Genomic DNA, 19,271 nt, shown 5'->3' on the forward strand with positions numbered 1-19,271 from the left:
CGGTCAGCGTCCGCAGGCAGCGCGGCGACCCGGGCGGCAACGCTGCCGTTGCGCACGCGCGGGCTGCCGATGCGCGCAGCACGCGCCACCCGTGACTCCGCCAGCTCGCGGGCCACGCCAACCTCGTCGTCCCACAGCGCGCGCTTGAGCACACGCAGCTCGTCCAGCTTTTCCACGGCGCCGGCCAGCCAGCCCTGCAGTTCCGAATCCAGCGCCTTGTCACGACGCAGGCTGAAGGGCACATGCAGCAGCGAGCAGGAGGCCGACACCCAGAGGCGCCCGCCCCGCAGCTCGCGGACCTGACGCAACGTGGCCAGCGCGGCGTCGAGGTCGCTGCGCCAGATGTTGCGGCCGTCCACGATACCAACCGAGAGCTCGCGGTCCGGCGGCAGCTGCCGGGCCACGTCCAGCAGCTCCTCCGGCGCACGCACCGCGTCCACATGCAGGCCGGCCACTGGCAACTCGCAGGCCAGTGCCAGGTTGTCGTCCAGTGGCGAGAAGTAGCTGGCGAGCAGCAGATGCTGCTCGCTGGCCCCCAGGCGGTCGTAGGCCTGGCGCAGTGCCGCCTGCCATTGGGGCGGCAGATCCAGGCCGAGGACAGGTTCGTCCAGCTGTACCCAGGTCACGCCGCGGGCTGCGAGCCGCGTCAGCAGCGCCTCGTAGGCTGGCAGCAGGCGTTCCAGCAGCGTCAGACGCTCAAAGCCTTCCTCCTTGCTCTTGCCGAGGTAGAGCAGGCTCACCGGCCCCAGCAGTGCGACTTTGGGACTGGCGGGCAGCGCGATGGCCTCGTCGACTTCGGCGAGCAGGCGCTCGGGATGGAGGCTGAAGAGTGTGGCGCTGTCGAACTCGGGCACGAGGTAGTGGTAATTGGTATCGAACCACTTCGTCATTTCCAGCGCCGGCGCACCGTCGAGCGAGGCCGCATCACAGCCGCAGGCCTCGCCGTGGGTGTGCACCGCCGTGCCGCGGGCCATCGCAAAGTAGCGTTGCAGCGGCGTTTCCTCCCCGGTGAAGCCGAAGCGTCGGGGCTCGCAGCCAAACAGCTGGATCAGGTTGGCGACGTGGTCATAGAGAGCGAAGTCACCGACGGTGACGTGGTCCATGCCGGCTTGCTGCTGCAGGGTCCAATGCCGTGCGCGCAACGCGGCGGCTTGCGCTTCCAGTGCGGAGGCGGCGAGCTCGCCGCGCCAGTGGCGCTCCAGCGCCATCTTCAGCTCGCGCTGCTCGCCCATGCGAGGGAAGCCGAGGATATGAGTCTTGATCATGGTGAATCGAGCAATGCTGAAATAGATTCGTGATGATCGGGAATCCGGCACTATGATTCAAACGAAACATTTTCTGGTTGATCAGAAGTTCCGCTCATGCAAACGCCCCTGGAACTGCGACACCTGCGCACGCTGGTCGCATTGCGCGAGGCCGGTAACCTGTCGCGTGCCGCGCAGTTGCTGAACCTGACGCAGTCGGCGCTCTCGCATCAGCTCAAGGGCCTGGAGGCGCACTACGGCGCCGAACTGTTCGCGCGCAAGAGCAACCCGCTGGCGTTCGGCGTGGTGGGCCAGCGCCTGCTGAAGCTGGCCGAGCAGGTGCTGCCCCAGGTCGACGAGGCCGAGCGCGACGTGCGTCGGCTGGTTGACGGTTCGGCCGGCCAGTTGCGCATCGCGGTGGAGTGCCACACCTGCTTTGACTGGCTGATGCCTGCGATGGACGCCTTCCGCGAGCGTTGGCCCGAGGTGGAGCTCGACATCGTCTCCGGCTTTCAGGCGGACCCCGTCGGCCTGCTGCACCAGGACCGCGCCGAGCTGGCCATCGTTTCCGACGTGGACGCCGACGAAGTCGGCGTTGTCGTGCATCCGTTGTTCAGCTTCGAGATCGTCGCGTTGCTCCCCAAGGGGCACGCGCTGCAGGCACGGCCCTGGCTCGAGGCGCAGGACTTCGCAGACCACACGCTGATCACCTATCCGGTGCCCGACGAGATGCTGGACCTTGTGCGTCGCGTGCTGCAACCCGCTGGCATCACGCCGGCGCGCCGCACCAGCGAGCTGACGGTGGCCATGCTGCAGCTCGTTGCCAGCGGTCGCGGCCTCGCGGCCTTGCCGCTGTGGGCGGTGGAAGGCTATCTGGCGCGGGGCTATGTCGCGCGCCAGCGCATCGGCGAATCGGGGTTGACCGGACGGCTCTACGCCGTCAGCTCGCAGGCGCTCGCCGCCAAGCCCTTTCTGGCGGATTTCGTGCGGCTGATGCGTGAGACCTCGCTGCTGAACCTCGCGGGCGTGAGCCTGCTGTGAGGGCGGCTGCCGTCGTCCCGCGCGATGGCTGCTTTGCGCGGGCCCGAAACCGCGCCGTCTGCCTCGTGCTAGATTTCGCTCCCATGTTCCGCGCTGCGTCCTACTTTCGCTTTTGGTTTTTTCCCCGCCCCGGCGGCGGAGAGTCCTGAGCGCGCGCGCTGAAACCAGACTCCCCAAGAACCGCCGGGCCCCAAAGCCCGGCGGTTTTTTGTTTTCTGAAAGGGCCTTTCCCGTGAACGCCAAAGTCTCCACCGTCGAACCCGAAGCCCAGCGCTGGTACTCGCAGGACGACAAGACCAGTGCCACCGATGACGAGCGCATCCTCGACATCACGCCGCTGCCACCGCCGGAGCACCTGATCCGCTTCTTCCCCATTCGCGGCACGGCGATGGAGGGGCTGGTCAGCCAGACGCGTCAACGCATCCGCAAGATCATGAGCGGCGAGGACGACCGGCTGCTCGTCGTCATTGGCCCCTGCTCCATCCACGATCCCAATGCTGCCATCGAGTACGCGCGCCGCCTGAAGGTGGAGCGGGAGAAGTACGCCGACACGCTGGAGATCGTCATGCGCGTCTACTTCGAGAAGCCGCGTACCACCGTCGGCTGGAAGGGACTCATCAACGATCCCTACCTCGACGAGAGCTACCGCATCGACGAGGGCCTGCGCATCGCACGCCAACTGCTGCTGGAGATCAACCGCCTGGGCGTGCCGGCCGGCAGCGAGTTCCTGGACGTGATCTCGCCACAGTACATCGGCGACCTGATCGCCTGGGGCGCCATCGGCGCGCGCACGACGGAAAGCCAGGTGCACCGCGAGCTGGCCTCGGGTCTGTCGGCGCCCATCGGCTTCAAGAACGGCACCGACGGCAACATCAAGATTGCCACCGACGCCATCCAGGCGGCGGCGCGCGGTCACCATTTCCTGTCGGTGCACAAGAACGGCCAGGTCGCGATCGTCGAGACGCGCGGCAATGCCGACTGCCATGTCATCCTGCGTGGCGGCAAGGCACCCAACTACGACGCGCACCATGTGGTGGCCGCCTGCGCAGACCTGGAGAAGTCCAAGCTGCCGCAGCGCCTGATGGTGGACTGCTCACATGCCAACTCCAGCAAACAGCACCAACGCCAGCTGGACGTGGCGCGCGACATCGCCGGCCAGCTGCGCGAAGGCAGCCAGCGCATCTTCGGTGTCATGGTGGAGAGTCATCTGCACGACGGCGCCCAGAAGTTCACGCCCGGCAAGGACGACCCTGCCGCGCTGGAATACGGCAAGAGCATCACCGACGCCTGCCTGGGTTGGGACGACTCGCTGGCCGTGCTGGACGTGCTGTCGCAGGCGGTAAGGGCCAGGCGCTGACACAATCCGGGCCATGCAAGCCCGGATCACCATCCTCTTCGCCGCCGACGCTCCTGTCGAGATCCATCTCGATGGCGCCGAGGTGCTGGGTTTCGACGCCGCGCGCCGCTGGCTGGACGAGGCCTTCGTCCGCCTGGGGTGCGAGCCTCTGCGTGGCTCGGGTAAGGTGCTGCTGGCCGACAAGCTGATCCAGGTCGCCGCAGCGGCCGGCCCGGCCGGCTTCGCGGACCAGGCCTGGGCGCTGGACTACGCCCGTGCGGCGGCAGGGGCCTTGTCCAAGGCGCTCATCAAGGTCGATGTGCCCCGGCTGGCCGTGTCTTATTAACCTGGACTTGAAACCCGTCGACGCGGCCTCACTTCGGCCGCGTTGTGCTTTCTGAACCCACCCGTCATGACCAAGCAAACCCACGCCTTCCAGGCCGAAGTCAAGCAGATCCTGCACCTCGTCACCCACTCGCTGTACTCCAACAAGGAGATCTTTCTCCGCGAGCTGGTGTCCAACGCGAGCGACGCCTGCGACAAATTGCGCTTCGAGGCGCTGGACAACGCGGCGCTGTTTGAAGACTCGCCCAACCTGGAAGTGCGCGTCAGCTTCGATGAGGCCGCCAGGACGCTGACCATCAGCGACAACGGCATCGGTATGAGCGCCGACGAGGCTGCCGCCCACTTGGGCACCATCGCCAAAAGTGGCACGCGCGAGTTCATGGCCAAGCTCGAAGGCGACCAGAAGAAGGATGCCCAGCTCATCGGCCAGTTCGGCGTGGGCTTCTACTCCGGCTTCATCGTCGCCGATCGCATCACCGTTGAGACCCGCCGCGCCGGTCTGCCCGCCGACCAGGGCGTGCGCTGGAGCAGCGAGGGCACCGGCGAGTACGAGCTGGAGACCATCACCAAGCCCGGCCGCGGCACCGACGTCATCCTGCACCTGCGCGAGGGCGAGGAAGAGTTCCTGAAGACCTGGCGCGTCAAGTCCACCATCAGCAAGTACAGCGACCACATCTCGCTGCCCATTCTGATGAAGAAGGAAGAGTGGGACGCCGACAACGCCAAGCAGGTTGTCACCGACGAGTGGGAGCCTGTCAACAAGGCCTCGGCGCTGTGGAGCCGCAGCAAGAGCGAGGTCACGCCCGAGCAGTACGAAGAGTTCTACAAGCAGATCAGCCATGACAGCGAGCCGCCGCTGGCCTACACGCACAACCGCGTGGAAGGCCGCAGCGAGTACACGCAGCTGCTCTACATCCCGCAGAAGGCGCCCTTTGACCTGTGGAACCGCGACAAGCGCGGCGGCGTGAAGCTCTACGTGAAGCGCGTCTTCATCATGGACGACGCCGAGGCGCTGATGCCGGTCTACCTGCGTTTCGTCAAGGGGGTCATCGACTCGGCCGACCTGCCGTTGAACGTCAGTCGCGAGCTGCTGCAGGAAAGTCGCGACGTGAAGGCCATCCGCGAGGGATCCACCAAGCGCGTGCTGGGCATGCTCGAGAGCCTGGCCAACAGCGAGGAGCAGGCCGACAAGGACAAGTACGCCGCGTTCTGGACCGACTTCGGCCAGGTGCTGAAGGAAGGCATCGGCGAGGACCACCAGAACCAGGAGCGCCTGGCCAAGCTGTTCCGCTTCGCGTCCACGCAGGCTGACAGTGGGGTGAGCCTGGCCGACTATGTTGGCCGCATGAAGGACGGCCAGGACGTCATCTACTACATCACCGCCGATTCGCTGGCCGCCGCCAAGCACAGTCCGCAGCTTGAGATCTTCCGCAAGAAGGGCATCGAGGTGCTGCTGTTGGTGGACCGCGTCGACGAGTGGATGCTGAGCCACCTCTACGAGTTCGAGGGCAAGCAGCTGCAGTCCGTTGCCAAGGGCGCGGTGGACCTGGGCAAGCTGCAGGACGAGGACGAGAAGAAGAAGGCCGAAGAAACCGCCGAAAGCCTGAAGCCGCTGCTGGACAAGCTCAAGGAAGCGCTGAAGGACCGTGCCAAGGACGTGCGCGTGACGACCCGCTTGGTCGACTCGCCGGCCTGCATCGTCGTGGAAGAGGGCGACATGAGCGGCCACCTGGCTCGCCTGCTGAAGCAGGCCGGTCAGAACGCGCCCGAGAGCAAGCCCACGCTGGAGATCAACGCGGAGCATGCGCTGGTCAAGAAGCTGGATGGCAGCGCCCACTTCAACGACCTGGCCCAGGTGCTGTTCGACCAGGCGGTCCTGGCCGAGGGGGGGCACCTGGAGGACCCCGCCGCATACGTCCGCCGTGTCAACGCGTTGCTGACCGGTTGATCCCGCGACCTCGGCCCGGCATCGCCGTCAAGGCGATGCCGGGCCGATTGCGCTTCGGCGCCATGCCGTGCGCAGCCGCCCGACCCGGACGGCCAGGAACGGGCCTGGAATCACGTCTTTACGTGGTTTTGTTACGGATTTGCTACAACTCCCCCGCAATTGGGCTTTCGTCCCGGCCGGGTCGCGGCTACTCTGCTAGGGTTTTTACCGAGTTCCGTGCTTCATGGTCCAGTTTGAGTTCAGCGAGCCCGTCGCCGCCGTGCCGGCAGCCATGGTCACCCGCCGCCTGGTGCTGCGCCCGCCGCGGGGCAGCGATCTGGACACGCTGTCGGCATTGCATGCCGATCCCGCCGTGAACCGCTTCTGTGCGGCGGCCACGCCGCAAGGTCCCGCGGCGGTTGAAGCGCAGCTGAAATGCTGGATCGCCCACTGGCAGTCTTACGGCTTCGGCCATTGGGCCATTGCCGAGCGTGAGCAGCCCGAGCGCCTCATCGGCTTCGGCGGACTGATGCATCGCAGCGTCGCCGGTCACACGGGCCTCTACCTCTATTACCGCATCACGCCCCACGCCTGGGGGCGCGGGCTGGCGTCGGAGATGTCCCAGTACGCGATCTGCCAGGCGTTCGAGCAGCGCCAGGAGGGGGCCATCATTGCTGCCGTTTTGCCCAACAACGCACCCACGCGCAAGACGCTGGAGGGCCTGGGCCTGCGCCTCAAGGGTGCGCTGGCCGATGGCCCGGGCAGTGCGGCGGCGCTGCTTTACGAGCTGGGGGCGGACCGCTGGGCAACCCTGCCGCGCAGTGAGCCCGAGGTGGTGGCCTTCACCGCCTAATCCAGAGGCCACACCGGCCGGGGCAGGTGCTTGTATGGCAACCGGCCCAGGTCGGACTGCAGGCTTCCCGGCGAGTCGGCGTACACCACGGTTGCGGCCATCGCGTCGAAACCCGAGCGGAAGTGCTGGGTCGACTTCACGACGACCAGGCGCTTGTCACCGGGGGTGACGCCCAGTTCGGTGAAACAGTCGGGCGAAAAGACCTGCTGGCGGACGCTGTTGAGCACAATGTCTATGCCGCCCGCGCGCACTGCCACGGCGGGGCCGAGGGCATCGGTGCCGCCCGGTGTCAGGCTGCGCTGCCGGGCATCGGGGCGGCAGGCCAGCACCTCGACATCGAGATCCACCGGGTCGCCCGACATCGGCCCCACTTTGCCGCCGATACGCAGCGGCAACCGTGCTCCTGCACCGGCCGACGTGGCGATCGCCACGGCCTGCGGGTCCCAGATCATGCCCAGGGCGACGTCGCGGATGCCGCGCTCCAGCAGCTCGCGCAGCACGAAGGTGCTGTCGCCGGCGGCGCCGCCGCCAGCGTTGTCGGCCGTGTCGGCCAACACGACGGGGCGGCCATCCGACGACTGCATCGCCGCCACGGCTTCATCCAGCGCCGCGGGCAGCGGCAGGCGGTGGGCGCTGGCGCGGTCGCGCAGCTCATAGAAGGCCTCGGAGAGTTCGCCCAGCAGTTGCGTGGCCGCCTTGGCCGCGGCCGGCGTGTCCTGGGCCAGCACCAAGACGGCTGCGCTCGTATGCGGTGTGTCCGACCAGGGAAAGCCATGCAGCACCGACACCGAGGCGATGCCCGGCACGGCCTGCTCGCTGGCCTGCAGCAAGCGCACGAAGTCGCGCATCGGCGGCTGGGTCGTGCCGAAGATGCCCAGCATGGGCACCCGTCGCCACTGGGCCTTCAAGGCCAGCTCGCCGCGGGCCATCGCACTCAGCATGGCGTGCAGTTCCTCGCCGCGAGCGGCGTAGTCGATGTGCGGATACTCCTTGCAGGCCACCAGCACCGCGCCGGACTCCACCATGGCGGGGCTGAGGTTGCAGTGCAGGTCCAGCAGCGCGCCCAGCGGCACGCGCGGGCCGACGAGTTCGCGCACCCGCTGCAGCAGGTCGCCCTCGCAGTCGTGGTAGCCCTCCGCCAGCATGGCGCCGTGCAGCACCAGGAGCACGGCGTCCACGGGGCCGAGACTGATGTGGGCACGCAGGTCGGCCAGCAGTTCGTCGCGCAACTGCTCGTAGTCGGCACGGGACAGCGGCCCCGACGGCTGCGCTTCGGCGTACAGCCCCGGCAGCAGCGTGTCGCCCTGGCGAGCTGCTGCGGCGACGACACCCACGAGGTTGGGTTGCGCGGCGATCTGCCGCAGGGCCTGCGAGGCACTGCGATGGATCAGCACACCATCGCGAAACGACTGCACACTGGTTGGCAGCGGCGAAAAGCTGCTGGTCTCGTGCACCAGCCCGCCGAGGAAGAGCCGCATGGGTTTGCTCATGTCGGTGCCGCTCAGTAGTTCTGGTTGAAGCCGATCAGGTGGTGGTAGCCGGCCACGACCAGCAGCACGGCGAAGGCCAGCAGCCACGCGACGGCCAGCGCCTTGGAGGCTGTGTCTCCCACCTTCAGCGTGCTGCGGGCATGCAGGCCGGCCGCGACCAGCCCGGCGAGCGTCGACACCGCAAGCGACAGCTGCGCCAGCGGCAGCAGCAGCGACGCATCGCCCAGGCTCTCCAGCAGCGCCACCACCCAGCCCCACAGGCCCAGGCCCACCAGGGCGCCCACACTGGCGCTGCGCACCCAGGTGACCTGCCGGGACGGCGGCACGGCCACGTTGTGGCGGCGGCGCAGCACGGCGGCCACGGGCCAGAGCAGTGCGGTCAGCAACAGCGTGACGACGGCGAGGCCCAGCAGGATCAGCACCGCGGGGCTGGCCATGAAGGGCACCGGCTCGAAGATGAAGGCGAACACGAAAGGCTCCAGACCCCAGTGCTTGACGCGGCCGTTCTCGACGACGGCCTGCAGCCGGCGCTTGCCGTGCTCCTCCTGCCAGAAATAGGGCTTCACTTCGCGGAAGGTGCTGCGCGCGCCGGCCAGGTCGAGGGACAGGCGACCGTCCTCCAGCGCTTGAACTTTCAGCGGGCTCAGCAACTGCAGCACCGACAGCCAGGTCGAGTCCTCGCGGCGGGTATTGCGGTAGGCGCCGGCCATCTGCTGCGCATGCTGTCGGGCTGTGGCTTCATCCACCTCCGGCTTGGAGGCCGGGCGCTGGTCGGGCAGATAGCGGTCGGCGAATGCCTCGAACAGCTTGTCCCGCAGCCAGGCGCCCTGGCGCTCATGCCCCGCGGCGTTCACCGACACGTACAGGCCGATGCCGTCGTCCACGAACAGCAGCAGGTCGCTATGGAAGAGCACGGTGTCGCCACCGTGAGCCAGCACGCGGTGGCCGTTGATGTTCTGCTCGTAGAACCCCAGGCCGATGCCCATCAGCTCGGGCAGTGGTCGCGTGAGCTGGCCGTGCATCTGCTTGACGGTCTCGGGCTTGAGGATCTGCGCGTCGCCCAGCCGGCCCTGCTGCAGAAAGGCCAGCATGAAGCGGCCCATGTCGGCGCCGGTGGACGACATGCTGCCGGCCGGTGGCATGCTGATGACTTCGAAGCCCATGGGCTTGTCGTCCTGCGTCATGTAGCCCTGCGACATCTGGCCCTTGAGCGCGTCAGGCAGTGGTTGGCGGAAGGTGGACTGCTTCATGCCCAGCGGTCCGAAAACCCGTTGGTCCATGTAGTCGTCGAAGGGCTTGCCGCTGACGCGTTGCACGATATAGCCGGCCAGTGCGGTGGCGTAGTTGGAGTAGCCGGGTGTGCTGCCCGGGTCGTAGACATACGGCGGGATGTAGCCCTTGAGCACCTTGCCGAGGTCGGGCCCCGGCTTGTCGTAAGTCAGCAGGTCGCGCGCCGTCTCTTCGAAGCCGGTGGTGTGCGTCATCACGTGGCGCAGCGTCAGCGCCTTGCCGTTGCGCCCCGGAATCGTGAAGTCCAAGTACTGGTTCAGGTCGGCGTCCAGGTCCAGCTTGCCCTGCTCGACGAGCTGCATGACAGCCGTCCACGTGAAGAGCTTGGACACCGAGCCGGGGCGGAACAGCGTCTTGTGCGGGTCGACAGGGACGTTCCTGTCCCAGTCGGCCAGGCCATAGCCCTTCTGCAGCAGGGGCTGGCCGTCCTTGACGACGACGACGACGGCGCCCGGCACGCGTGCGGCCCGCAGCGCGCTGGGCACCAGTCCGTCGATGAAGGCCTCGGCATCGACGGCGGTGAGGGGCGTGGCTGGCCTGGGCTGGGCCACGGCGGCCGGCAGGGCGCCGACCACGGCGACCAGGGCGAGGGTGCGCAGGCTTGCGAACAGCTTCTTCATGTTGGTTCCCAGCGTCAGAAGTTCAGGGTCAGGTTGGCGCCCACCGTGCGCGGGGCGGCCGTGGTGACATTGAGGGGCAGGCCGAAGGCGGTCAGCGCCGTGTCGGCAGCCAGGATGGCGCGCTTGTCGGTCAGGTTGCGGATGTAGGCGGAGAGCTGCCAGCGGCCGATCTCCATGCCCCATTGCGCGTCCACCAGCGTGTAGGCCGGCTGGCTGAAGTTGGGCACCGAACTGCCTGCTGTGTCGAAGCCTGCGTTGCGCTGGCCCACGCGTCTCACGCTGAGGCCGGCGTAGGCGGGGTTGCTGGCGATGCCGTAGGCGTAGCGCAGGCCCAGGGTGTAGGCCAGCTTGGCAGTGTTGGGCAGGCGCGCGCCGGCGGGGCCAAGGGCGGGGGCGTCCTCGGTCAGCTTCGGCACGGTCCAGGCGAAGCTGCCGTCCAGGTTCCAGCGCGCGTCGAGTTTGTAGCGCGCCGCGAACTCCAGGCCGTGCACGCGTGCCTTGCCGGCATTGACGACGATGGTGCTGGCCCCCACCGCCTTGGGCTGCTGCAGGTCCTTCCACTCGATGTTGAACAGGGCGGCTTCGAGGCTGAGGCGCTTGTCCAGCAGGTCGGCCTTGTAGCCGAGCTCGTAGCTCCACAGCGTGTCGTGGCTGAAGGTGGTCGGCGTGCCGGGGATGATCTGGCCGTCGGCATCGATGGCCGGCGAATTCGGGCCGCCCGGCCGGTAGCCGCTGGCGGCGCGGAAGTAGACGTTGCTCTGCTTGTCGACCGCGTAGCGCAGCGTGGCAAGGTAGGTCTTGGCCGTGTCCTCGCTGGGCGCGGAGGAGCTCAGTTGCTCGTTGATGAAGACGGTGTAGACCTGCTCGTTCTTCGCCACGCGGGCGCCCAGGGTCAGCGACCACGTCGGGTCGACGTTCCAGGTCAGGTCACCGTAGAAGGCCCGCTCGCGGTACTCCGAAGGCTGGCCGGTGGTGGTCAGCGTCATGTCGCCGCCACCGCCGGCCAACTGCGCCCACAGGCGCTGGCCGACGTGGCCGCGCTCCCTGGTGTGGTAGTAGCCCGCCAGCCATTCGAGGGTGCCGCGCGCCGAAGTCAGGCGCAGTTCCTGGGTCTGCTTGCGCAGGCCGTAAGCGTTGTCCAGCGCGACAAAGTCGAAGGCCGGGTTGTGGCCCAGCAGGGCCGTCGCATCTTGGCCGGTGCCGCTGTCCAGGCGCTGCGTCGACGCGATGGCGTTGAGGCGCGCCCAGCTGAAGTCATATTCGAAGTCGGCCGAGCTCAGCCGGGTCTTGGTCTTGTAGGCCTCACCGGTGTCGAGGTGGCGGGTCAGGTCACCGTAGACCGGTTGCCCCTTGGCGGCGTCGTACTCGACGACGTTCAGGCCGTTGCGCTGGATCTCCTGCTGCGTGTGAGCCAGGCGCAGTTTCATCCGGGACATGGGCTCAATGAGCACCGACACCCGCGCGCCGCGGGTGTCCCCGTCGTTGATGTGGTCACCCGCGGCCTTGCCGACCGCCTTGATGTAGCCGCCCTCGTGGTCGTTGAAGGCCGACACCCGCAGGGCAGCCACGTCCTGGCTCAGCGGCACATTGATCACGGCATGTTCGGTGTGGCCCAGCGCGCCGCCTCTGGCGCTGCGCAGGCCCACGCCCAGCTTGCCAGAGAACTGCGAGCTGTCGGGTTCGTGGGTCACGTACTTCAGCAGGCCGCCCATGGCGCCCGCGCCATACAGCGTGCCCTGCGGACCGCGCAAGACCTCGATGTGGCGCAGGTCCAGCAGCGACAGGTCCAGCGCTGTGTTGGCGCCGCCGACGAAGGCGCTGCTGGATCCGAAGGCCACCTCGTCGACGTACATGCCCACCGTCGCGATTTGCTGTTCGCCGACGCTGACGCCGCGCATCGTGACGGCGCCGCGACCGGGGCCGCCGGACGTCTTCACGTCCACGCCGGGCAGACCGCCCACGTAGTCGCTGAGCGACGCGGCGCCTGCGCGCTCCATGCTCTCGGCGCCCAGCGTCTCGACCCGCAGCGGTACGTCGCGCACAGGTTCGCGGCGGCGCGTGGCCGTGACGGTCACGACGTCGAGTTTCTCGACGTCGGCCTTCGTGTCGGCAGCGACGGCAGCCTGAGCCTGGGCCCACAACGGCGACGCGCACAGCGCCGCGAGGCTGGGCGCGATCAAGGCCGCGAGCTTGCGACGCTTGTGGCATCGGGTGCGTTCGTGCGGCGTGCCGAGAGGAGCGAAGCGGGTGGACCGGCTCATGGCATCTCCTGGATCAGTAAGTTGGGTTGCTTGATGAGCGAAGTTTCCGTTTTGGAAAAATCTTTCCCATCGGTGTAAACCTTAGATGGAATGTAGATTTCACTCAGGGCAAGCGAGCAGGCATCCCGAAGGTACGCATGACCTAAGATGAATCGATACCCTCTCCCCAGAGACATGGCCAGCTCCTCCACCTCACCCGGCGACCACATCCGCAGCGTCCGCAAGCGGCTCGGCCTGACCCTGGCCCAGGTGGGCGAACGCACCGGCATGGCGGTGTCCACGTTGTCCAAATTGGAAAAAGGCAACGTCTCGCTGTCCTATGACAAGCTGATGCTGCTGAGCCGCGGGCTGGGCGTGGACATGGCCGAGCTGCTGCATGACGCGCAGGGGGCGCGGGCCGCGCCAAGCGGCGGCGGGCGGCGCGTGGTGCACCGCGCGGGCGACGGCCAGGTCGTCGATACCCAGAGCTACAAGCAGACCTATCTCGCAGCCGAGCTGCTGAACAAGCGCTTCACGCCGCTGATCGCCGAGGTGCGTGCGCGCACGCTGGAGGAGTTCAAGGCCGAGTTCGGCGACCTGATCCGCCATCCAGGTGAGGAGTTCGCCTTCGTCATCGAAGGCGACGTGGCCTTCCACTCGGAGCTCTACGCGCCGGTCATCCTGAGGCCGGGCGACTCCATCTTCTTCGACAGCGAGATGGGCCACGCCTATCTGAAGGCGTCGGAGGGCACGTGCCGGCTGGTGGCCACCTGCGCACCGCGCAGCGGCCACGGCGACGTGATGACACAGCACTTCGTGGAGGCTTCGCAGCGCCTGGTGGCACCAGGCCCCGCGGCCCCGGCCAAGGCGGCGCGCGCCGCCGTCAGGGCCAAGGCAAAGGCTACGCGGCGCTAGGCGTTTCGACGCGCCGCAACATCGGCCGCAGCGCGAACAGCGCCGCCGCGGAGGCTCCCGTGATGACGCCCAGGACGACGAAGAATCCGGCCGCGCCCAGCGACTCCAGGTGGCGGCCGACCACGCCAGACAGCAGATTGCCGCCGAACGAAGCGAGGAACCAAGCCGCGATGATCGTGGCCCCCATGCCTTTGGGCGCCAGCCGCGCAAACAGGCCCAGGCCCACAGGCAGGATGTAGAGCTCAGCCAGCGTGTAGACCACGAAGAAGGCCACCACCCACAGCATGCTCACCGGTGCACTGCCGTGCGTGGCGGCCAGCAATGCAAGCATGAGATAGGACAGCGCCACACCGGCCGCACCCAGGGACATCTTCGTCAGCGACGCGGGCTCCCGCCCGCGCTCCGCCGCGCGGCGCCAGCCCGCGATCACGAAAGGCGTGAACAGGAAGACGAAGAGTGGATTGAGCGACTGCATCCAGGTGACGGGCACCACGGAGCCCCCCAGCGTGCGGTCCACCCCGGTCTCGGCCCAGACGGCCAGCGTATTGCCGCTCTGCTCATAGCCACTGCGGAAGACGACGACGGCCAGGGCCACCAGCAGCAGTGGCAGGAAGCTGCCGGCGGACAGGCGAACCGGCGTGCCGGTGGGCCTTTCGTCCGGGAGGGGGCGGTCCGGCGGCAGATGGCGTGCGCCCAGCATGTAGATGGCCAGGCCCACGCACATGCCGATGCCGGCGGCGCCGAAGCCCACATGCCAGCCGTAGACCTCGCCCAGCGTGCCACACACCAGCGGTGCCAGCAGCGCCCCCAGGTTCACGCCGACGTAGTAGACGTTGTACGAGCCACCGCGGCGCGGGTCCTTTTCGTCGTAGAGGTCGCCCACCTGGCTGGGCAGGTTGGGCAGGAACAGGCCGTTGCCGAGCGCAATCAGCAGCAGGGCGGGAAAGAACGCCGACTCGAAGGCCAGCGTGAAGTGGCCCAGCGCCATCAGCGAGCCGCCGATGAGGATGGCGCGCCGTCGGCCCAGCCAGCGATCGGCGATGTAGCCGCCAAAGATGGGTGTCAGGTAGACGCCACCGGTGTAGGCGCCGTAGATCAGCGAGGCGTCCGCCTGGGTGAATTGCAGGTGCCGGATCATGTAGTAGATCAGCAGCGCCTTCATGCCATAGAAGGAGAACTTCTCCCACATCTCGGTCAGGAAGAGCACCACCAGGCCACGCGGCTGGCCGAACCACTGCGCGGGCGCGCGGGGTTGCAGGGAAGCGTCCACTCGATCTCCTTCGAACGGCGCCGGAAGCGCCGATTTCAGCATTGCCCAACGTTTTTCGTGATGGTACATTTATTTTCCGTTTTGGAAAATTGCGACAGCCACCCATGGGCCAAGAGACAACGACGAAGAACGTGGATTGCATCGTCATCGGCGCCGGCATCGCGGGCGCTTCGGTGGCGGCCTCGCTCGCGGGGGAGGCGAGTGTGGCCGTGCTGGAAGCCGAGCCGCATGCGGGTTACCACTCCACCGGCCGCTCCGCGGCGCTGTATTCCGCCCTCTATGGCAACGCGACCATCCGCGCGCTGACGCGGGCCAGCCACGACTACTTCCTCACACCGTCTCAGGGCATGGTCAAGAACGCCCTGCTGCGAGAACGGCACACGCTGTTCCTTGTCGGTGCCGGGCAGCTGGACCTCGTGGCCAGTTTCACGGCGGATGCCGACGTGCGCGAGCGGACGACGACCCTGAGCGTGGATGAAGTGCTGGCGCGCGTGCCACTGCTGCAGCGCGACCGGGTCGCCGGCGCACTGCTGGACATGACCTCGGCCGACATCGACGTGGACCTGCTGCATCAGGGCTTCCTGCGCACCGCGCGTGTCGCCGGCGCCGAGCTGCATCTGGGCGCGGGCCTGAAGTCACTGGAGCGGGAGGGCTTGAACTGGCTGGCCCACACAGCCGCAGGCAGCTTCCGCGCCGACGTCGTCATCAACGCAGCCGGTGCCTGGGCCGATGACGTGGCCGCGCTGGCGGGCGTCGCACCGGTGCCGCTTCAGCCGCTGCGCCGCACGGCCGTTCTCATTGACCTGCCGGACGGCGTGGACGCCACACGTTGGCCGGCGGTCGTGGCCATCGACGAGAGTCAGTACTTCAAGCCCGACGCGGGGCATCTGCTGATCTCGGCTGCGGACGAGACACCCAGCAAGCCCTGTGATGCCCAGCCGGAGGAACTGGACGTGGCCATCGCCGTGGATCGCTTCGAGACGCTGACGGGCCGGCCGGTCCGCCGCGTGCGCCACCGCTGGGCGGGGCTGCGCGTGTTCAGCCCGGACCGCTCGCCCGTCGTCGGGTTCGATGCCGCGGCGCCGGGCTTCTTCTGGTGCGCGGGGCAGGGCGGCTACGGCATCCAGACCTCGCCGGCCCTGGGGCGTGCTGCCGCTGCACTCGCGCTGGGGCGCGAACTGCCGCTGGATCTCGCCGACATGGGCGTCACCGCGCGACAGCTGTCACCTCGGCGCTTCAGGCCTTGAGCCTGCCTCGGGCTGGAAGCGCCGGAGCTCCTGAAGGTCCAGCACCCTCAGACCGCCATACTCGATGCGGATCAGGCCGGCGCTGCCCAGCCGGTGCAGCGCTTGGTTCACCCGTTGACGCGACAGGCCCACCAGATAGCCCAGCTCCTGCTGGGTGATGCGCAGGCCCTTGCCCACGCCCGGATAGAGCGTCGGGTGGAAGAGGGCGGCCAGGTTGCGCGCAACACGGACGTCGGGGTCGTGGATGCGGTCGGTCTCGCGCGCGGCGATGAACTGCCCTAGCCGCTCGTTCAGCTGATCCAGCACGAAGCGGTTGAAAGCGATGCTGCCGTCCAGCAGCGCGTGGAAACTGTCGAGGGGCAGACCGGCGACGACGCTGGGCCGCAGCGCCTGGATGTTGTAGCGGTAGCTCTCCCGCTTGAGCAGTGTGCCCTCGCCGAACCAGCCGCCCGGCGGTATGCCGGTGAAGGTGACGGCCTGGCCGGTCGAGTCGTCGTTGTTCATTTTCAGCAGGCCGTCGACGACACCGAACCAGAAGTTGGCGGGTCGGCCGATGCGGCACAGGCGTTCGCCTGGCGCGGCGTCCGCCACCGCCAGCGACGCAATCGCGCCCTCGCGCTGCGGCGCATCGAGCAGCTTCAGCCAGGGAATGGCGTCCAGCTCGGCCGGCGTCGGACGCCGGGCGCGTTGGCGCAGGCTCAAGGGGGCATCGGCCATGGTGAGCAACGGGGGGCGGGAAAGTCTGGGCCGTGAAGACCCGTAAATTGTCGTCGCACCGACAGATTGGCGTCAAAGTCATGATGAGAATGCGCTCACAGACAGGGGCTCCGAGCCCCCGCAACGGAGACAGCTTGGTGGACACCTTCCCTCGGCTTTTGCTCGACCACGCAGCCCGCCGGCCCGACGCGCCTGCGTTGCGCGAGAAGGCATTCGGCGTTTGGCAAACCCTGTCATGGGCGCAGCTCGCGGCGCTGGTGCGGGATCTGGCCCTGGGGCTGGCAGCCGCTGGGCTGCGCCGCGGCGAGCATGTCGTTGTCGTCGGCGAGAACCGCCCGAGGCTCTACGCCAGCATGCTGGCCGCCCAGGCCCTGGGGGCCGTGCCGGTGCCGCTCTATCAAGATGCCGTCGCGGCCGAATTCCTCTTTCCCCTGAATAACGCCGAGATCGCCTTTGCCGTCGTCGAGGACCAGGAACAGGTCGACAAGCTGCTGGAACTGCGCGATCGGGTGCCCCAGCTCAGACGGATCTGGTTCGACGACCCGCGCGGGTTGCGCAACTACGACGAGCCGGGCCTGGCCTCGCTGGACGAGTTGGCCGCGCAGGGGCGCGCGCACGCTGCTGGGCGGGCCGATCTGTTCACCGCCGAGGTCGCGGCCGGGGAGCCGGGCGATGTCGCCGCGCTGTTCTTCACGTCGGGAACGACCGGCAACCCCAAGGGCGTCATCCACACGCACGCGTCGCTGATCGACCGCGCCCGCGCCGGCCAGCGCTTCGACAGGTTGACCGAGCGCGAAGAGGTGCTCGCCTATTTGCCGCCGGCCTGGATAGGCCAGAACATCTTCAGCTTCGCGCAGTGGCTGGCGGTGGGGTATGTCGTCAACTGTCCCGAGTCCGCATCGACCGTCAGCATCGACCTGAAGGAGGTCGGCCCGACCTATTACTTCGCGCCGCCGCGTGTCTTCGAGGGCCTTCTGACGACGGTCATGATCCGCATGGAGGACGCCGCCGCGCCCAAGCGCTGGCTGTTCGACCGCTGCATGAAGCTGGCCCGCCGGGTCGGCACCCGGCTGATGGACAGCCAGCCCGTGGGCCTGCTGGACCGTGCGGCCTACGCCCTCGGCGACATGCTCATCTACGGCCCGCTACGCAACACGCTGGGCTTCTCGCGCGTTCGGGTGGCTTACACGGCGGGCGAGGCCATCGGCCCCGACCTGTTCAGCTTCTATCGCGCCATCGGCATCAACCTGAAGCAGCTCTACGGCTCGACCGAGACGGCCGTCTTCGTCTGCTTGCAGCCCGACCACGAAGCCCGCGCCGACACGGTGGGCGTGCCGATCGAGGGCGTGGAGATTGTCCTCAGCGAAGGTGGCGAGCTGCTGGTGCGTTCGCCGGGCCTGCTCAAGGGCTATTACAAGAACGAGGCCGCCACGCGCGAGGCACTCACCGAAGACGGCTGGTTCCACACGGGCGATGCCGGGTTCCTGACGCCTGGCGGTCACTTGAAGATCATCGACCGCGCCAAGGACGTGGGGCGCCTGCAGGGCGGCGCCTTCGACGGCGCGATGTTTGCGCCCAAGTACGTGGAGAACAAGCTCAAGTTCTTCCCGCACATCAAGGAGGCCGTCTGCTTCGGCGACCGCCGCGAGAAGGTCTGCGCCTTCATCAACATTGACTTCGAGGCGGTGGGCAACTGGGCCGAGCGCCGCAACCTACCCTATGCCGGCTACACCGACTTGGCGGGCCGCACCGAGGTCTACGAGCTGATTCAGGACTGCGTCGAGAAGGTCAATGCCGACCTGGCCCAGGACGAGCTGCTGGCCGGCAGCCAGATCAGCCGCTTCCTGGTGCTGCACAAGGAACTGGACGCCGACGATGGCGAACTGACGCGCACGCGCAAGGTGCGCCGCGGCGCCATCGCAGAGAAATACGGCGTACTGATTGACGCACTCTACGACGGCAAGGTCTCACAGCACATCGAGACGCAGGTGAAGTTCGAGGATGGCCGTACTGCCATGATCTCGGCCGACCTGCGCATCGTCGAGGCGAGGACGTTTCCCGTGGTGAAGGGTGCAGCCGCATGAAGAAGATCGGCGACGTCATCCTCGACGTGAAGAACATCTCGCTGGCCTTCGGCGGCGTGAAGGCGCTGACCGACATCAGCTTTGATGTGCGCGAGCACGAAGTGAGGGCCATCATTGGCCCCAATGGCGCCGGCAAGAGCTCGATGCTGAACTGCATCAATGGCGTCTATCAGCCGCAGCAGGGCGTCATCACGTTGCGCGGCAAGACGTTCAAGGGCATGAGCCCGCGCCAAGTGGCCGAGATGGGCGTGGCACGCACCTTCCAGAACCTGGCTCTGTTCAAGGGCATGAGCGTGCTGGACAACATCATGACCGGCCGTAACCTGCGCATGAAGCGCGGCCTGATTTGGCAGGCCCTGCACCTCGGCCCAGCGCGGCGTGAGGAAACCGAGCAGCGCGCGGTGGTCGAGCGCATCATCGACTTCCTCGAGATCCAGGCGCATCGCAAGACGCCGGTGGGACGCCTTCCTTACGGTCTGCAAAAGCGCGTGGACCTGGGGCGCGCGCTGGCCATGGAGCCCAGCCTCTTGCTGTTGGATGAACCCATGGCCGGCATGAACGTGGAGGAGAAGCAGGACATGTGCCGCTTCATCCTCGATGTGAACGACGAGTTCGGCACCACCATCGTGCTGATCGAGCACGACATGGGCGT

The 19,271-nt window shown here is 67.6% G+C and carries 14 protein-coding genes and 1 pseudogene; 9 read left to right on the plus strand and 6 right to left on the minus strand.

Annotated features, from left to right (window positions below; translation table 11 throughout):
* Positions 1–1,265, minus strand: a pseudogene (locus VGF12_RS22265) (5-methyltetrahydropteroyltriglutamate--homocysteine S-methyltransferase); the annotation flags it as partial.
* 96 nt (positions 1,266–1,361) lie between these two features.
* On the opposite strand from VGF12_RS22265, the gene VGF12_RS22270 reads away from it, so the two are divergent.
* The 5 genes from VGF12_RS22270 to VGF12_RS22290 all read left to right on the plus strand — a co-directional run bounded on the left by VGF12_RS22270 (position 1,362) and on the right by VGF12_RS22290 (position 6,746).
* Positions 1,362–2,285 (plus strand): LysR family transcriptional regulator, encoded by a 924-nt coding sequence (locus tag VGF12_RS22270; RefSeq protein ID WP_331178239.1) that lies wholly within the window; start codon positions 1,362–1,364, stop codon positions 2,283–2,285.
* A 232-nt stretch (positions 2,286–2,517) separates the two neighbouring features.
* On the plus strand, positions 2,518–3,642 hold the full coding sequence (locus VGF12_RS22275) for a 3-deoxy-7-phosphoheptulonate synthase (protein WP_331178240.1): 1,125 nt from the start codon (positions 2,518–2,520) through the stop codon (positions 3,640–3,642).
* 13 nt (positions 3,643–3,655) lie between these two features.
* Positions 3,656–3,967 (plus strand): hypothetical protein, encoded by a 312-nt coding sequence (locus tag VGF12_RS22280; protein ID WP_331178241.1) that lies wholly within the window; start codon positions 3,656–3,658, stop codon positions 3,965–3,967.
* 66 nt (positions 3,968–4,033) lie between these two features.
* Positions 4,034–5,914 (plus strand): molecular chaperone HtpG, encoded by a 1,881-nt coding sequence (htpG, locus tag VGF12_RS22285; protein WP_331178242.1) that lies wholly within the window; start codon positions 4,034–4,036, stop codon positions 5,912–5,914.
* A gap of 223 nt (positions 5,915–6,137) precedes the next feature.
* Positions 6,138–6,746 (plus strand): GNAT family N-acetyltransferase, encoded by a 609-nt coding sequence (locus VGF12_RS22290; RefSeq protein ID WP_331178243.1) that lies wholly within the window; start codon positions 6,138–6,140, stop codon positions 6,744–6,746.
* Here the strand turns inward: VGF12_RS22290 and VGF12_RS22295 are convergent.
* From VGF12_RS22295 to VGF12_RS22305, 3 genes are read right to left on the minus strand one after another with little or no spacing between them, the layout of a single operon-like run.
* The gene (locus VGF12_RS22295) at positions 6,743–8,236 is read right to left on the minus strand and encodes a M81 family metallopeptidase (RefSeq protein ID WP_331178244.1); all 1,494 of its coding nucleotides are present in this window, start codon (positions 8,234–8,236) and stop codon (positions 6,743–6,745) included. The genes VGF12_RS22290 and VGF12_RS22295 overlap by 4 nt on opposite strands.
* Before the next feature lie 11 nt (positions 8,237–8,247).
* On the minus strand, positions 8,248–10,146 hold the full coding sequence (locus VGF12_RS22300; RefSeq protein ID WP_331178245.1) for a serine hydrolase domain-containing protein: 1,899 nt from the start codon (positions 10,144–10,146) through the stop codon (positions 8,248–8,250).
* 14 nt (positions 10,147–10,160) lie between these two features.
* On the minus strand, positions 10,161–12,407 hold the full coding sequence (locus VGF12_RS22305; protein WP_331178246.1) for a TonB-dependent receptor: 2,247 nt from the start codon (positions 12,405–12,407) through the stop codon (positions 10,161–10,163).
* Between the two features lie 174 nt (positions 12,408–12,581).
* On the opposite strand from VGF12_RS22305, the gene VGF12_RS22310 reads away from it, so the two are divergent.
* Positions 12,582–13,301, plus strand: a complete 720-nt coding sequence (locus VGF12_RS22310; RefSeq protein ID WP_331178247.1) for an XRE family transcriptional regulator — start codon at positions 12,582–12,584, stop codon at positions 13,299–13,301.
* Here the strand turns inward: VGF12_RS22310 and VGF12_RS22315 are convergent.
* Entirely contained in the window at positions 13,288–14,571 is a 1,284-nt protein-coding gene (locus tag VGF12_RS22315) for a peptide MFS transporter (RefSeq protein WP_331178248.1), read from the minus strand. The two genes, VGF12_RS22310 and VGF12_RS22315, sit on opposite strands and share 14 nt — an antisense overlap.
* Before the next feature lie 104 nt (positions 14,572–14,675).
* On the opposite strand from VGF12_RS22315, the gene VGF12_RS22320 reads away from it, so the two are divergent.
* Entirely contained in the window at positions 14,676–15,818 is a 1,143-nt protein-coding gene (locus VGF12_RS22320) for an FAD-binding oxidoreductase (protein ID WP_331178249.1), read from the plus strand.
* On the opposite strand, the gene VGF12_RS22325 is transcribed toward VGF12_RS22320, so the two are convergent.
* Positions 15,795–16,535, minus strand: a complete 741-nt coding sequence (locus VGF12_RS22325) for a Crp/Fnr family transcriptional regulator (RefSeq protein ID WP_331178250.1) — start codon at positions 16,533–16,535, stop codon at positions 15,795–15,797. The two genes, VGF12_RS22320 and VGF12_RS22325, sit on opposite strands and share 24 nt — an antisense overlap.
* A 134-nt stretch (positions 16,536–16,669) precedes the next feature.
* Between VGF12_RS22325 and VGF12_RS22330 the strand changes: the two genes are divergently transcribed.
* On the plus strand, positions 16,670–18,619 hold the full coding sequence (locus VGF12_RS22330; RefSeq protein WP_331178251.1) for an AMP-dependent synthetase/ligase: 1,950 nt from the start codon (positions 16,670–16,672) through the stop codon (positions 18,617–18,619).
* On the plus strand, positions 18,616–19,271 hold a 656-nt coding region (locus VGF12_RS22335), incomplete at its 3' end, for an ABC transporter ATP-binding protein (RefSeq protein ID WP_331178252.1). The genes VGF12_RS22330 and VGF12_RS22335, both read left to right, overlap by 4 nt.

Source organism: Roseateles sp. (genome assembly GCF_036404855.1).
GTDB lineage: Bacteria > Pseudomonadota > Gammaproteobacteria > Burkholderiales > Burkholderiaceae_C > Pelomonas.